Below are 15963 nucleotides of genomic sequence, written 5' to 3' on the forward strand. Positions count from 1 at the left end.
TTCTCCTTAAGAGGCTAATAGCTGCTGCGCAGCAATATCAATTCGTGTCACTGACTGACCATCAAGCAGCATTTCGACCTGATTGTTTGCCAACAGCTGGGTCGCATCGCGCTCAAGTTGATTGCGTCTAATTTTGCCGTTGGCGGTAAACCATTGGGTTACCTGACTGATATTCTCAAATACCAATAGACGGCCAATACGGGCGTAATCAGGAAGCAAAGCATTAAGCGCAGTCACTTTTTGCGCTAAATCTGGCTGTTGCTGCGTAATCGCACACAGTGTGTGTTGGTCATTACCAATGACAAAAAACGGTACATTGGGTAAAAAAGCGACCGCTTCGGATTCCACCCACTCAGGTGACACATTACGTCCATACGCAGTCACAATAAGATTCTTCTTTCGTCCTAACAGGGTGACAAAACCTTGCGCGTCGATTTCAGCTAAATCCCCCGTCGCTAGCCATTCGCTCGTAAACGCTGCGCCTAAGTAACCCAGCGCACTGTTGCCTTTCACTTCCAGTTCGCCGTCTTTAGCAATTCGGACATTTAGGTGAGGTAGCACTCGCCCACTCGATCCCGCTTTATGTGCCTTGGGCGTATTAAGACACACCACGGAGCCGCATTCTGAAAGGCCATACCCTTCATAAGCGGCTATGCCAAGTTGCTGCGCCGCTTCAATCAGAGAAGCAGAGACGCGCGCGCCACCGACAGCAACATACTTCAATGTCTCGGCTAAACTCGGTTGCTGTTTTACCACTGAGATAAGGGCCAATAACAACGCGGGAGTGAGTACTAGGCTTTGTGGATGATACTGTTCAAGCGCGTTAGCAAAGCGCTTTACATCGAACTGATTTGAGCCCATCAGCCCCGTTTGCTCACCTGAAACCACATAAGAGGTGACACCCAACAGCAGAGGGACGTAAACACCGGTGATATTTTCCAGCAAAGTTGATAACGGCAAGACAATAAGGTGACGCGTCGCTTCTCCACAAACACTCGTCGCTAACGACTGAGCCACTCGACACACGTTATCTTGACTTAAACACACACCTTTCGGCGCGCCTGTCGAGCCCGAGGTAAAAGTGATTTTCTGTGTTCCTGGTAAATAACTCGCACTTTGCGCCATGTTGTGGGCATAAACCGCCAATCCCGCAATTGTCTCGATTCGCTCTCCAACATAATCCCCCTCATTCACTGACCATTCGCCCACCAGTGCATCGACCGCGGAACTGTGCAAGATATGCTCAACCTGCGAAGCAGAAAAAAAGGTCGGAATCGGAACCACCACTACATTGAGATACATCGCGGCCAAATCGACCACAACCCACCCTAGGCTGTTGTCTGCGCGCAGAGCAATCGCTTGTGCCTGCATCGCTTGCAGTTGATGCGCGGTATAATGAATACAATCCACAAGTTCTTTGTAGGTCACAGGTAAAGGCTCGCCGCTAAGGCCAGAGCCGACAAAGGCAATATTGTCCGGCGTCTCGCGTGCCCACTTTTCTATAGCATTTAATATGGCGTTCATGGTGCGCTCTCCTATGCCTGCTTGCGACGGTTTTGCTGAATTAGGCGCAGACGCTGCAAGCCTTTAATAAGATTTCCGGCATAAACCTTGGGCTGATACTCGTAGTAAGTACCCCAAGTTTTCTGTGCATCGACCACTTTGTTGGCATCCGCACATGTGATTAAACGCGGCTCTAGCCCAAGGCGTGACATCAGTGCGAACAGAGGATCCGTCGCGGTAAAAATGCACCATTCGAAGCCATTTTCGGCCAAACACTCAGCAATCAAATAAAAATGCAGTGGTGACATTCCCTTGGCAAACGACGCCAAATGTCCAAACTCAACTAAGTTATTGCGCTCAACGGATTGCTCAAACAACTGGGAGATCATTTCATGTGCTGGCGCATCAAGGTACTGCTCAAGGAACAAAGGCTCATCGGCAGCAATACGAAAACCGCACACCGACGCAATCTCATCGTTATCGAGCAAGGTAAGATAGGCGGGCATATACACTTTAAGGTCAGCACTAAACGCTTGTTGGTAGCGCTCTGAAACGTGATCAACAACGTCATGCCATAAGCCGTGTGACGGGTGAACAATATCGAGCTGAAAATCTGTTGGTAAAGCTTGAGTTTGAGGTTTCATTCGCATCACCTAATCCTGATTCGTTATCAGTAAGATAAATCGCGAAACTTAAGAAACCCTTAAGGTAGGGAAATTTGCAAGAATTGAAACTGCTCGGGCAATTTTCCGAGCAGTTTTAGTTCGTTAGGCCGTCGTGAGTTCAGTAAAAAAGCTTCTTAACTCTTCGTCGCTCAGGTTGAGTAAGTTGTCACCCACATACCATTCAACCACCGACTGATTAGGATGCCCCGTCACTTGAGGGTTACCGAACCAAATGCCTTTTTCTGTCGCAAACGCTTGCTGCAACTCTTTTGCTTCATCACAACTAAAAGGAAGAATAAGGTGTAACATGTTGGACTGTGGTGTTGGCGGATTCACTGCCAGCGTCGGAAACTCTTCAATGATCTGATACACCTGCTTTGTGCGCTCAAATAACTGTGGCAATCTTGCTAGTCTTTGATCAAATTGCATGGCTGCAGAGACGATGTAAGGTGTTCTATGATAAAGATTGCCACCTTGGCGTTTCATCCACATTGCTGCCAGATCGATAAACGCTCGTGAGCCCAATAACATCGACCCACCTAATCCGTTGACGCCCTTGTACAATGACACATACGTTGTATCAAAGCCTTGCGCAATTTGGTGATACTCTTTTTGGTAATAAGCCGCGGCTTCCCACAACCGAGCCCCATCCATATGCAGGTGAATCTCTTGTTCTGCACAATAGGACTTGATCTCTTCCAGCTCATCCCAAGACGGTAATTGACCCCCAATTTCTCGCATCGGCAGTTCATAAAGTACCGCCGCAATCTCATCTGGCCATGCTTGGAGGTCTTCGAGTTTCCAAGTCTGATAGGGGTCGCCGATCGGCAAAATATTGAAGCGATTCTGCAGTTGGTAGCCTTGTCTTTCATGAACATAAACATGGCTAGATGGGTGCATAGCAACGATTGGATTGCGTTTTTGTTTCGTCACCAACTCAAGTACCGTCGGCTGAGTCATCGTACCCGTAACAACAAAAAGCCCAGCTTCATAACCAAGCAAGTCTGCAATTTTTTGTTCGAATGCCTGTATGGTCTCGCCTTCACCATAAACATCATGATTGACATGGTTGTCTTCACACCACTGTGCCATTTGTCTGAAATGCTCCGCTGGCGAATCTTCTTTATTACCGGGTAAATGGGTATGACAAAGCTGCTTGAGGTGAGCACTCATATTTCTATCCTTTGATGTTATTTCGTCTAATGTAACTTGTTCTTACTTAAGCGTAAATACATTCAATTACACGACTTCAGCACGGCTGTTTGCGCTAAATCGCACTCAACTCAGACACAATTTGACGCACTACGGGCAGGACAGAAATGACCAACAACGTTGACATAGTCAGGTTAAATACGCGCAAATAGGTGGCGTTGGCTAGGTATTGGCGAAGCAGCGAGCCAAACATCAGCCATATCCCAACACACGGAAATGAAACGACAAAAAACGTCATCGCTATGGTCAGGTTCTGCGAGGTGTAAGCATCCCCTATGGTGGTAAACGCGGAAATAGCACCAATGGCAACCACCCAAGCTTTCGCGTTAATCCATTGAAACAACGCGCCTTTTACAAAACCAAACGGCTTGGCCTTTTCCCCACCAAATGAAACTTCACCTGAGCGAGCGATTTGCCATGCAAGATAGAGTAAATACAAGGTACCTAACGACTTAATCAGCAAATCAAGCTGCGGAAAGAGACTGAAGATCTGACCGAATCCGAGACCAACCAGCAGCAACATGATGGTAAAGCCAATACAAATGCCCAGCAGCAATGGTAAGGTTCGGCGAACACCAAAATTCACCCCTGACGTCATCACCATAATGTTGTTTGGCCCCGGCGTGACCGATGAAGAAATCGCAAACAAGGCGACAGACAGTAGATATTCCACAACAAATTCCTTTCTGCTCTGGCTGACAGGATGTAGAGCTAGATTCTCAATCAGACGATATATTGAACAATGATTTATATATGCAATATCAATCTATCGCAATAACAAATCTCACTCGGTCACAAAACCGTTGTGCCCTGTTGGTATCAAAATATCGCGAGTGGAACCTTAGATATATAGAGATAAGGGCTCTGCCGCTGCACAATCTTAGTACCAACAATAGTCATTTTCATTTTCGGCAAACGGTGTTAGTGTGCAGAAAATCAATGACAACTGGAGTGCCGGTTTATGAGTGTCGAAAGCGCCGTTACCTTTTTTATCGCTATGTTTATTTTCAGCATCACTCCCGGCCCTGGTGTATTCGCTATTATTGCCAGAGCGATAGTTTCTGGCGCGCGAAACTGCATCGCTCTATCTGCCGGAATGGTTGTCAGCGATGTGATCTATTTTCTACTCGCGTGTTTTGGTCTTGCGGCTATCGCAGAAAACTGGGCAACGCTTTTTATCGCTATCCGCTACATAGGCGCGGCTTATCTGATTTATCTTGGCTATAAAATGATTAAATCGCTCCCACAAGCGACGGATGCTTTGGAACAAAACACCGCGGTCAATAAGCAGTCTATTTTAGCGGGTTTTGTGCAAGGCTTTCTGATTTCAGCCTCGAACCCGAAAGTGATTTTGTTCTACATTTCATTTTTGCCGACATTTATGGATTTGACCTCGTTGAGCCACCAAGATATTGCGCTTGCGGTAGGGCTGACCATGGTGGCCTTAATGACAGGTATCATGAGTGTCGCATTTGGTGCAGGTAAGCTGGCAAAAGTCATCAAAACACCGAAAGCCCAGCAAAGGATGAATCGAGGCGCCGGAAGTATTATGATCGCCGCCGGTACGTATTTAGCCGTCAATAAGTAAACCGAACCCATTTCATAAGGGTGGCATAAGCCTCCCTTACTGACATCAACACCGAATAAAACATGCCGAATCAACTGTTCAATCAGATCCCTGCAGGGGTCCGTTTTATGCTTCTCTCCGCGCTGGGTTTTGCCCTCATGTCTGCGTGCGTTAAATACGTCAGCAACTACGGCATCCCGCTATTTGAAATTGTGGCTGCACGTGCTTTGGTTTCTCTGATAATCAGCTATTTAGACGTCAAGCGTAAAGGCATTTGTGTCTGGGGTAACAACAAGCCATTACTCTTTGTTCGCGGCACGGTTGGTACCATAGCGTTAATGTGTGTTTATTATGCGGTGACCACTCTACCCCTCGCTGAAGCGACTATCTTGCAATACGTTCATCCGGTATTTACTGCTCTGCTCGGAGTGTTATTTCTCAAAGAACGAGTTCAAACCTCAACTGTGATTTGTATTGCTTTCTGTCTTGCAGGCCTTTGGGTGATGGTTCAGCCAAGCATCAACAATAACGCCAGTGTTGAGTTACCGCCATTAAGTATTGTGACCGCCCTGCTAGGCGCATTTGGTAGCTCGATTGCTTACGTAATTGTCAGGAAGTTAAGCCAAACAGAAGACAGCTCAGTGATTATTTTCTACTTTCCACTGGTTGCTCTGCCGACCTCGGTATTTTTAGTTTGGGATCAGTTTGTGTGGCCCAGTTTAACGCTGACATTTATTCTGTTCCTGGTTGGCGTATTTACTCAAATTGGCCAATACGGCTTGACCAAAGCAATGCAAACTCAAGCTGCAGGCAAAGCCTCCGCCTATTCATATATTCAGATTGTATTTTCCGCCTTGATCGGCGTTTGGTTATTTAACGAAGTTCCCTCATTCTGGACATACTTAGGCGGTGGGCTCATTGTAACTGGAGCGCTAATCAACGTCTTCGGCAGACGATTGTTAAAGCCTTGGATGCCCAACAGATAACGTAAACTCACTAGTTAGGGCGAACCTCTAACAAAGCCATTTGTCGTCGCCCTTATGATCACGCAGAAGCAAATAAGAAGGCATTTTTGCCCGAGCTTTTCACCTGATACATCGCATCATCAGCAAGCTTAAGTAGGTCTTTTAAGTTGTCAGCATCTTCAGGATAGGACGCGATACCAATGCTGGCGTTCACTTTAATGGTGCCCCCTTGCACGGCAATCGGTTCAGCGAGATGAGATAAGGTTCTCGCCGCCACTTGCTCAGTATCTTCAACACCAAACTGGAGGATGACAAATTCATCACCGCCAATCCGCGCGAGCATATCAGATGCGCGAATGCTCGCTTGAATGCGTCGAGCAACGATTTTAAGAACCTCATCACCAATATCATGACCATATTGGTCGTTGATCTCTTTAAAGCCATCGAGATCGATAAATAATACTCTGACCCGCTCACCCTTCTGCGCCGCGTCATCTAACGCCTGTTTCGCCACTTCCTGCATGTGGTGGAGACTAGCAACTTGAGTCAGGGTATCGGTCATTGCGATATCGTGAAGTTTTTTGCGCGCTTGTTCGACTTCTTGCAGAGCCTGATAGAGTTCGGTCACGTCATATTCCACGACGAGCAGTAAGAATTCACCCGTGAGCGGATGCCGTGTACGACGCACATCCAACGCATGCTGCCTATCACCTTGAGTTGTGCGCATCACGTAATCCCAGCGCCCACCTTGATCTGCTATCGCTTTGGCGAGACATTCTCTGCCTTGCTCTGGGTCTGCAAAACGGGCGACAAAGGCGCTAACACCTTTTGGTAGTGGTTGAGAATTAAGGTGAGCATAAGCCTCTGTGGCGGCTGGGTTCTCGATAACAACCTCACCTTGATCGGTAAAAGTCGTCGCCGCGACGCGTGTATAACGCATTGCTTCCACCAAGAGTAGGTTCTCTGGTTGTTCGCCCAGCTCTACTTTTTCGTTGATAAAAGCAATGATACCGCGGTGTTTTTCAGGCCCAAGCAACACAGCGCGATGCATCATGAACACGGTTTTAGGTTTGCCGTTCGGGTAGGTGGTCCAAGGATCAATGGTGAGGCCATTTTTAACGGCCAGTTCAAACGTTTGGGCCGTGCGATCTTTTGCGCCTTGAGTGTCGCCCGACAAATCCTTATCAATCAACTGCTGGACATCATCTAAGCCCCAGAAATCAACCGTAGCTTGATTACCCCACCACCAGCCATGCTTATCGAGGTCGAAAAACCACACCACATTTGGGATCAATTCATACAGTGCTAATTCATCATGACTCTTAATATGAACCAAGTGATCGTAATTGCTCGTGTGTTCCATTCAATACGTCTACCTATACATCCTGCTTTGTAGTTAGCACAATAATATAGCTAGTTAGACAAATCTATTCTGCAGATAGTGACGGAACGCTCAATCACTAGCTAAAGCAAAAATCAGTTTTGTATCTGTAGAGCACAACTAACGAACGGAGACGCAAACCGTCCGTTAATTGCTAACTGATTGATTGACGTTTAGGCCCCGGTTTGCTGTCCAAGTTTGTCAGACCAATCACGAATACCACAGAGCGCTTTTTCCACCACTTGGTCAACATTTTGCTCGACATCGACGAATATCGCCTCTTCCGTGCTAGGTTCTACCAAGGTATCAAACTGGCTTTGGAGCATATTTTTACTGGTAAAAAAGTGCCCCTTACGCTTTTGGTAACGCGCCCAAATGGTGTCAAAAGAGCCTCGTAGATAAACGGTGATTAGCTCAGGGTTGTTTTCTATGAGCAAGCTTCTGTATTGAGGTTTCAAAGCGGAGCAAGCAATGACCCCGCCACCATTGGATACAAATAGTCGATTCAGGGTTTCTAACCAGCCCTGCCGATCTTCATCGTTCAGCGGAATACCTTGACTCATTTTGTCTATATTGCTTTGTGGATGGAAATCATCGCCATCATAGAACGTCTCACCAAGCGATTTAGCGAGGCGCTCTCCTATACAACTTTTTCCACTTCCCGAAACACCCATAACGAGCACTTTCTGTTTATTCATATCTATATTACTGCTTTAGCGATCGGTTTGAAGTTACATACGACAGGTTGTTCCTGCATCAAAAATTGAGCATCGGGATACATCAATCTGCACACTCACCTTCTCACCAACAAAATACGATTTCTCGGTACTCGCACGATGGGATAAGGTGTGAGAATTGGTGAATTTCGTCCAAATAAGAGTGTCTGAGCCCATTGGTTCGACTAACTCAATACTGCCAGTAAGTACATTATCGAGCGATTGCTCACCATCAAGGGTTGAAATGTGCTCTGGCCTAACACCAAAAGTTACCGCGCGCCCATGTTCTGGCGGCTGAGAAAATGGATAATCACTAACATCCAATATCAACTCATCGGAGTAAAAGGTTGTTTTCCCGTTTTCGAGATATAAATGCCCCTGAATACAGTTCATCGCTGGCGACCCCAAAAATGTCGCAACAAACAAATTATTCGGTTTATTGTAAACGTTATCTGGAGTGTCGAGTTGTTGAATGACCCCATCTTTCATCACCGCAATACGGTCAGCTAGAGTCAGCGCTTCAATTTGATCATGGGTGACATAGATCATGGTCGAATTGATAGTTTGATGGAGTTTTTTAATTTCAAGACGAAGTTCTGCCCTAAGTTTTGCGTCTAGGTTCGACAACGGCTCGTCAAATAAATAGATATCCGCATCACGTACCAATGCTCGACCAATCGCTACTCGTTGTCGTTGCCCTCCAGACAAAGCGGAAGGTTTACGTTTTAGTAGTGGCTCCAGTTGGAGCAGTTTGGCCGCCCATTGCACCTTTTTCTCGATTGTCTGTTTGTCTACACCAGCGATTCTTAGTCCAAACGACATGTTTTTTTCAACGGTCATGGTTGGATACAAAGCGTAAGATTGAAATACCATTCCGATGCCGCGATCTTTGGGATCCGTCCATGTTACGTCTTTGTCATCAAAATGAATGGTGCCACCGCTGGTATCAATAAGACCACCAATCGCGTTGAGTAGAGTAGACTTGCCACACCCAGACGGGCCAAGTAGAACCAAAAACTCTCCATCCTGTATTGCTAGGTCAAGCTGTTTAACGATATGCGTCGTTTCGTAGCTGATATCAAGCTTGTTGATGTTTACCATACCCATAAGAATTATCCTTTTACTGCGCCAGAAGCGATACCACGAACAAACCAGCGTCCTGAAGCGACGTAAATGATCAGCGGTACAAGTGAAGTTAAAATAGTCGCGGCCATATTGACGTTATATGCCCGTTCTCCGGTCGTTGTATTGACAATATTGTTGAGCTGTACGGTCATTGGAAGATTGTCATTACCAGCGAACACCAAACCGATTAAAAAGTCGTTCCAAATGTTGGTCACCTGCATAATCACTGCAACAATCACAATCGGTACAGACATGGGTAACATAATGGTAAAGAACACCTTAAAGAATCCCGCGCCATCAATGCGTGCAGCATTAAACAGCTCCAAAGGCAACGTGCTGTAATAGTTACGAAATAGCAGAGTCATTACTGGCATGCCGAAAATGACGTGTGAAACAACTACACCCGTTAAAGTCCCGTAGATGCCGATATCTGCATAGACGCGAATCAACGGATAGATAAAAACTTGGTATGGGATAAACGCCCCCAGCAGCAAGCAAGCAAACAGTAAATTTGCACCTTTCATTTTCCAAAATGACAAGGCATAACCATTTACTGCACCAAACAGAACAGATATGGCAACGCTCGGGATTAGAATTTTGACTGAGTTCCAAAAGCCGACCTGCAAGCCTTGGCATTCCAAACCTGTACAAGCGCTACTCCAAGCCACTTTCCAAGCATCCCAAGAAAATTGCTCCGGTAACGCAAAAATAGAAGAAACACGAATTTCACTTAGTTCTTTAAACGACGTAACTAACATCACATAAAGCGGTAATAGAAAGAACAACGCTGTTAGCAGCAAAAAGCCATAGACTCCCGCTCTGCCCCATTTCGCTTTTATTGAGCTGCGTTTCTTTGTAGCCGGAGCGGAAAGTGTAGGTGAAAGTGTGGTGGACATAAGTTACCTACCTTGCTTTTTTATGTAATTTGAGTAGATAAAAGGCGCGATCAAGCATAGAACTGTCACTAACATGACACTTGATGCCGCTGTTGCGATACCGATATTGGCACGTTCGAACAAGTTATCCATGATGAACTTAGCTGGCACTTCACTCGCAATACCAGGACCGCCTCCGGTCATCGCGACCACGACGTCATACATTTTAATGATGCTAATTGAGAGCAGAACAACCGTCGTAATAATCATTGGACGTAGCATAGGTAGGATGATACTGAGATACACTCGCCATGCAGGAATGCCATCAATTTTTGTCGCTTTCCATAAATCGTCATCAATTCCTCGTAAGCCAGCAAGTAGCAGAGCCATCACTAAGCCGGAACCCTGCCATACTGCGGCAATAATGACGGTATAGAGCACCATATTAGGATCGACGATCCAATTAAATTGAAATGACTCCCACCCCAACTCTTGAACCGTTTTTTGTATGCCGAGCTGTGGATTAAAAATCCACTGCCAAACCAATCCCGTGACGATAAAAGACATCGCATAGGGGAATAGAAATACTGTTCTGAAAAAGCTCTCAGCTTTTATTTTTTGGTCAATGAATACGGCAAGCAGAAAACCAAGCACGAAACAGATCGCCAAGAACAAGAATGCGATGGTCAACAGGTTCTCTAAAGACGTAATCCAACGTGAAGTACTAAACAATCTTTCGTACTGCGAAAATCCAACAAAGTCAGATTTTGGTAACATCCTTGAGCTAGTAAAAGAGAGACGAACCGACCAAAACATCGTACCCATGTAAGCAATAAACACAGTCAGTGCCATAGGTAATGCAGCGATATATGCGAAAGCGTTTCGCTTAAGATGCCTTTGAAAGGCGACGATATTCATTCATGACTCCTTCGAACGAAAATATGAGAGCAGAATTTAAGAGGAAAGGCGCAGTACATGCGCCTTAGATAGACTAGTTAGTTAGAGCATGAGCAAAGATAGAAACCGCTGTATCGGTAGACATATCTTGGCTATTCCAAACCTCGGTGACTGCGTCTTTTAATGCGCCATAGCGGAACTCTTCCATCAACATAGAGCCGTCTGGTACTTGGCGAGAGGCCACTTTCAGTATTTGAGCCCCTTTCTGTGCACAGATGTCCATGCTTGATACATCAATATCGGTTCGTACCGGAATCGAGCCTTTCAAATTGTTGAACTTGATTTGCGTTTCAGGGTTCAACATAGTTTCCACGAGCTTATTCTGAGCTGACACTTGCTGAGCATCTGTCGTTTTAGGGAAGACAAAAACATCACCACCGACAATATACAGCGACTCATCTCCTAGACCTGGGAAACAACCATAATCTTGACCTGGAACTTTGTTGGCCTGAGTAAATTCGCCTTTCGCCCAGTCACCCATGACTTGAATACCCGCTTTGTCATTGATCACTAAGTTGGTAGTGTCGTTCCAGTTGCGGCCCGGTGAGCCTGCATCTACATAAGGTTTCAGTTTGAGGAAAGTTTCAACAACCGTTCTAAACTGCTGAGAGTTCAATGTGTTGCTATCACGTTTACCTAATACGTCTAAGTACAACTGTTTGCCACCCACGTTACTTAACACGGTTGCAAATAACAGGTTCTCTTGCCAATTCTGACCACCTAATGCGAGTGGGATGTAACCAGCAGACTTAAGTTTATCTAGGCTAGAGAAGAATTCCTCGATCGTTGTTGGTTCTGAGTTGATTCCTGCTTTTTCAAACGCCTCTTTTGAATACCAGAACCAACCTGGCATATGGATATTAACCGGAGCGGCGTAAAAGTGACCGTCAACCTTGATCGCATCTAAAGTAGGTTTAGGTAAGATCTCTTCCCAACGATCCGATTTTGCCACTTCATCAATATTATTTAGCATGCCTTCTGCAATCATTTCTCTGTATTGCTGAGAAGTATTAAATAACGCGGCGGTCGTCGGTGAACCACCAATCATGCGGTTAATCGCAGCACTACGCGCATTTGAACCACCAGCGACGGCACTGTCTTTCCAAGTACCTCCCTCTGTCTCATATGCATCAGCTAATACTCGAATAGCTGCAGATTCGCCGCCAGACGTCCACCAATGCATCACTTCCGCTTCTTCTTTAGCAAGAACAGGAGATGAAGCCAGTATAAAACTTACCGCTAGTGAGAGTTTTTTCATCATGAGAGTACCTTTAGTTTCGTTATTGTGTCGTCAGAAATAGGATATATTCGTTGGTCATTATATTTATTTGGAATCGTTTCCAATCGGGTGAATTTATATCCTGATAGCTGTCACTGTTCCACTAAATATTTGGAGTTGTTATCTAACATGGGGGGTTGGTCACAAAAACTTAACAAGGCCATAAATTGGTCTAAAAACACTATAAATATTGAGCTATTGGCACTAGTATGAATGAAAACAAGTCAAAACGAGCTTAAAGAGTTAGATTAAATGGCAACTATTAAAGATGTAGCTAAACTGGCAGGCGTCGGAGTTGGAACCGTTTCCAGATACCTTTCAGGAAATGCATCCATATCCGCGGAATCAGGCTCAAAGGTAGCCGCAGCCATGGCTGAATTAAACTATCGACCAAACAGTATCGCTCGCTCACTGTCTTCAAAAAAATCAAATATCATTGGTTTGTGGGTTCCTTCGTTTTCAGGATCATTCCACCGAAAAATGCTGCAAACCATTGAACGTGAACTACGCAAAAGAGATAAGCACATAATCTTAGCCAACGCTGAAGATGCAAAAACCGACGAAGAGCGTATTGCTTGTTTAGATTATCTGATCGAACGCGACTGCGACGGGATACTCATGTCTTGCCCTGAACTCTCCGTATTTGAATTGGCAAAAATAGAAGCGCGCTATCCAAAAATCGTGTTTATCAATCGCAGTCTAGATGCACTGAATGAGAAAACATTCTATCCCAACCACTACTTAGGTGGCCGCTTGGCAGCACAGCACTTGGTTGAACTCGGCCATACTAAAATTGCCGTTGTTACAGGGCGAATGAACGCACAAGACGCGCAAAGTCGCCATAGAGGATTTCTAGACGAACTTGCATCATCAGGTATCGAGATGCATGAAGAATTAATCGAATGTGGCGGCTATGGGTTCAAGCAAGGTGCGGAAGCAACTGAAAGACTACTCAAAAAAGAGCAGCCTTTTACCGCTCTATTTTGTGGTAACGACAACAGTGCTATGGCGGCAATTTCTACCATGAAGAAACATGGAATAGAGGCTGGTAAAGATATTTCGGTGATCGGTTATGATGACATCGATCTCGCAGAGTTTACGTCTCCTTCCATGACCAGCATCCATGTGCCACTCGAAGATATCTCTCGCAACGCCTGCCATCAGATCCTTAACTTATGCTACGGCGAAGAACTGCCAGTGCAAAACCACTTTGAACCTAAATTATCAATCCGAGACTCAACACAACGCTTGAAACAACTCAAATGAGAAGATTGAACAAGACTCAAATACTAAATCCAAAAAGATGAAAGGTGTAGAAATGACGAAGTATGTCAAGGGTGGTGAGCGTTTCTCGTTGACAGACCCTACCCTAGTTCCTAACTCTGCGGGCTACTTGTGGAACAAGCATATGATGATTCATATGAACTGTCAGGGATATGCCGTTGCACAGTACATGAACCCTGAACCCAAGAAGTACGCCCATACGCCGAGTATGGCGGCAACAAGCTTCATGCAACCAGAGCAACCGTATTTTGCCAACCATCCTGGGCGTTTTTTTTATCTCAGAGATGATCAGTCTGGTGAGATATTTTCTGCTCCGTTTGCGCCAATCAAAGCACCATTGGATAGCTTTGAGTTCCTACCTGGTTTAAGTGATATCAAATGGAAAGTGCAGCACAACGACATTTGCGTCGAACTGTGCCTGACTCTTAGTGAAGAATTCGCCGCAGAACTGTGGCAGGTAAAAGTCACCAGCAACAGCAAAGCGATAAGAAACATTTCCTTAATTCCGTATTTCCCAGTTGGCTATATGTCATGGATGAACATGGGCGCGCATTACGATGACCAACTCAACGCCATCGTTTGCACTTCTATAACCCCATATCAAAAGCTTGAAGACTACGCCAAAAATAAACACTTGAAAGACATCACATTTTTAGCTAGTGACGTTAAGCCCAACTACGTAGAAACAAGTGGACTTCGATTTGAAGGACAAGGCGGTTTACACAACCCTGATGCACTCAGCTCATTGGCCAATTTATCAAATCAGCCTTGTCACTATGAAATGCCAGCTTGCGCCATGCAGTTCCAACTTGAATTAGAGGCTCACGAATCAAGAGAATTTAATTTCGTATTTGGTCCTGCGCTTGATAAAACAGAAATTGAAAACCTAAAGAACCACACTCTAGGCAATTCAAAGCAAGAGCAAACTGAAAAATATGCTCAGTACATCCAATCTGGAAAGGGGGTTATTAATATTTCCTCCCCAGATGAAGCATTTGACCACTTTGTGAACCACTGGCTACCTCGCCAAGTGTTCTATCACGGAGATACTAATCGATTAACCACCGACCCTCAAACGAGAAACTATCTGCAAGATGGTATGGGAATGGCCTACGTAAATAGTGAAACAACCAAAACGGTGATTCTTACTTCTCTTGCTCAACAGAAATCTGATGGAGAAATGCCAGATGGTATTTTGCTAACTCCAGAAGCACAACTTAAATACATCAATCAAATTCCGCACACTGATCACTCAGTCTGGCTGACGCTCATTTTAGATGCCTATCTTAACGAGACAAATGACTGGGCTATCCTCGAGGAACCCGTCGCATGGATAGATTCAGATGAAAAACATTCTGTTCTGGAGCATATGAACCGAGCGATGGATCATATGTGCCAAGCCCGCGATTACAGAGGAATGCCCTATATTGCACAAGGCGATTGGTGTGACCCAATGAACATGGTCGGCCATAAAGGCAAGGGAGTATCGGGCTGGCTAACCCAAGCATTGAGCTTTGCGTTGCAAACCTGGGTGAGGATTTCACATCAAGATAATACCTCCAGCAAAATACAAGAATATCAGTCAACTATTGAGCAGCTTTCCATCATTGCAGATGAGCATTTGTGGCAAGGTGACTGGTACGCACGAGGAATTACTGATGACGGCGTTACATTTGGTGTACCTGATGACAAAGAAGGTCGTATTTTCTTAAACACCCAAAGTTGGGCATTTTTAGCCAATATGCCTAACGAGCTACAAAAGTCACAGATGCTTAAAGCAATTGAAGAACAACTAGATACGCCATATGGTGTCATGTTGTGCGCCCCTGCATTTACCGCAATGCGGGAAGATGTCGGCCGCGTAACTCAAAAGTGGCCCGGTTCAGGAGAGAACGGTTCGGTTTACAACCATGCTGCTGCTTTCTATGCGGCGAGCCTCTACAATATCAACCAACCTGATCGTGCATTTAACGTTTTACGCAAAATGATTGCTGATCCACAATGTCCAACCTTTAAACAACGTGGTCAATTACCTGTCTATGTACCCAACTATTACAGGGGTGCCTACTACCAATACCCTAGTGCTGCCGGTCGTTCGAGCAATCTATTTAACACTGGTACTGGTGCTTGGTTCTATCGTGCAGTGATTGAAGAGATGTTAGGTCTAAAAGGATGTAAAGAAGGCTTAACTGTTACTCCTAAGATCCCACAATCGTGGGAGCATTTGTCCGTAACAAGAACATTCAGACAAGCGACGTTTACCGTGAACTATGAGCGTGTTAAAAACGAATCTGAAACTTCATTAACCGTTAATGGAGAACGATTAAAGACGCATGTTATCAGCAATTTTCAAGCTGGGCAGCATTACACTGTCAATGTGAAATTTGTCTAACAGCGGGAAACGCCATTCGAAATGATCATTTCGTGAAGCACT

At 45.3% G+C, this 15963-nt stretch carries 14 protein-coding genes; 4 read left to right on the top strand and 10 right to left on the bottom strand.

What is annotated here, in order from left to right; all coding sequences use genetic code 11:
- Positions 1 to 6: 6 nt before the first annotated feature.
- The 4 genes from TW81_RS11790 to TW81_RS11805 all read right to left on the bottom strand — a co-directional run bounded on the left by TW81_RS11790 (position 7) and on the right by TW81_RS11805 (position 4053).
- Positions 7 to 1524: an AMP-binding protein gene (locus TW81_RS11790; protein ID WP_045955906.1), complete on the bottom strand. Its 1518-nt coding sequence runs from the start codon at positions 1522 to 1524 to the stop codon at positions 7 to 9.
- Positions 1525 to 1535: 11 nt separating this feature from the next.
- Positions 1536 to 2147, bottom strand: a complete 612-nt coding sequence (locus TW81_RS11795) for a thermostable hemolysin (RefSeq protein ID WP_045955907.1) — start codon at positions 2145 to 2147, stop codon at positions 1536 to 1538.
- 123 nt (positions 2148 to 2270) lie between these two features.
- A complete protein-coding gene (locus TW81_RS11800; protein WP_045955908.1) occupies positions 2271 to 3341 on the bottom strand; it encodes a threonine aldolase family protein in 1071 nt (356 codons plus the stop codon).
- 94 nt (positions 3342 to 3435) lie between these two features.
- Entirely contained in the window at positions 3436 to 4053 is a 618-nt protein-coding gene (locus tag TW81_RS11805; RefSeq protein WP_045955909.1) for a LysE family translocator, read from the bottom strand.
- Positions 4054 to 4341: 288 nt separating this feature from the next.
- On the opposite strand from TW81_RS11805, the gene TW81_RS11810 reads away from it, so the two are divergent.
- Both TW81_RS11810 and TW81_RS11815 read left to right on the top strand, forming a co-directional pair.
- The gene (locus tag TW81_RS11810; protein WP_045955910.1) at positions 4342 to 4968 is read left to right on the top strand and encodes a LysE family translocator; all 627 of its coding nucleotides are present in this window, start codon (positions 4342 to 4344) and stop codon (positions 4966 to 4968) included.
- Positions 4969 to 5075: 107 nt separating this feature from the next.
- Positions 5076 to 5933 carry a DMT family transporter gene (locus TW81_RS11815; RefSeq protein WP_045956040.1) on the top strand — a complete coding sequence of 286 codons (858 nt, stop codon included), beginning with the start codon at positions 5076 to 5078 and terminating at the stop codon, positions 5931 to 5933.
- A 58-nt stretch (positions 5934 to 5991) separates the two neighbouring features.
- Here the strand turns inward: TW81_RS11815 and TW81_RS11820 are convergent, their stop codons facing one another.
- From TW81_RS11820 to TW81_RS11845, 6 genes are all read right to left on the bottom strand, one after another.
- The gene (locus tag TW81_RS11820) at positions 5992 to 7275 is read right to left on the bottom strand and encodes a GGDEF domain-containing protein (RefSeq protein ID WP_045955911.1); all 1284 of its coding nucleotides are present in this window, start codon (positions 7273 to 7275) and stop codon (positions 5992 to 5994) included.
- Between the two features lie 191 nt (positions 7276 to 7466).
- Positions 7467 to 7991, bottom strand: a complete 525-nt coding sequence (locus TW81_RS11825; protein ID WP_045955912.1) for a gluconokinase — start codon at positions 7989 to 7991, stop codon at positions 7467 to 7469.
- A gap of 33 nt (positions 7992 to 8024) precedes the next feature.
- A complete protein-coding gene (locus tag TW81_RS11830; RefSeq protein WP_045955913.1) occupies positions 8025 to 9116 on the bottom strand; it encodes an ABC transporter ATP-binding protein in 1092 nt (363 codons plus the stop codon).
- 5 nt (positions 9117 to 9121) lie between these two features.
- A complete protein-coding gene (locus tag TW81_RS11835; protein WP_045955914.1) occupies positions 9122 to 10030 on the bottom strand; it encodes a carbohydrate ABC transporter permease in 909 nt (302 codons plus the stop codon).
- A 3-nt stretch (positions 10031 to 10033) separates the two neighbouring features.
- On the bottom strand, positions 10034 to 10927 hold the full coding sequence (locus TW81_RS11840) for a carbohydrate ABC transporter permease (protein WP_045955915.1): 894 nt from the start codon (positions 10925 to 10927) through the stop codon (positions 10034 to 10036).
- Positions 10928 to 11000: 73 nt separating this feature from the next.
- Positions 11001 to 12227 (bottom strand): ABC transporter substrate-binding protein, encoded by a 1227-nt coding sequence (locus TW81_RS11845; RefSeq protein ID WP_045955916.1) that lies wholly within the window; start codon positions 12225 to 12227, stop codon positions 11001 to 11003.
- A gap of 270 nt (positions 12228 to 12497) precedes the next feature.
- On the opposite strand from TW81_RS11845, the gene TW81_RS11850 reads away from it, so the two are divergent.
- Complete coding sequence (locus TW81_RS11850) at positions 12498 to 13511, top strand: LacI family DNA-binding transcriptional regulator (RefSeq protein WP_045955917.1); 1014 nt, start codon at positions 12498 to 12500, stop codon at positions 13509 to 13511.
- A gap of 52 nt (positions 13512 to 13563) precedes the next feature.
- Positions 13564 to 15921 (top strand): GH36-type glycosyl hydrolase domain-containing protein, encoded by a 2358-nt coding sequence (locus TW81_RS11855; protein WP_045955918.1) that lies wholly within the window; start codon positions 13564 to 13566, stop codon positions 15919 to 15921.
- Positions 15922 to 15963: the final 42 nt, after the last annotated feature.

The sequence above is a fragment of the Vibrio galatheae genome (assembly GCF_000967545.1).
Lineage (GTDB): Bacteria > Pseudomonadota > Gammaproteobacteria > Enterobacterales > Vibrionaceae > Vibrio > Vibrio galatheae.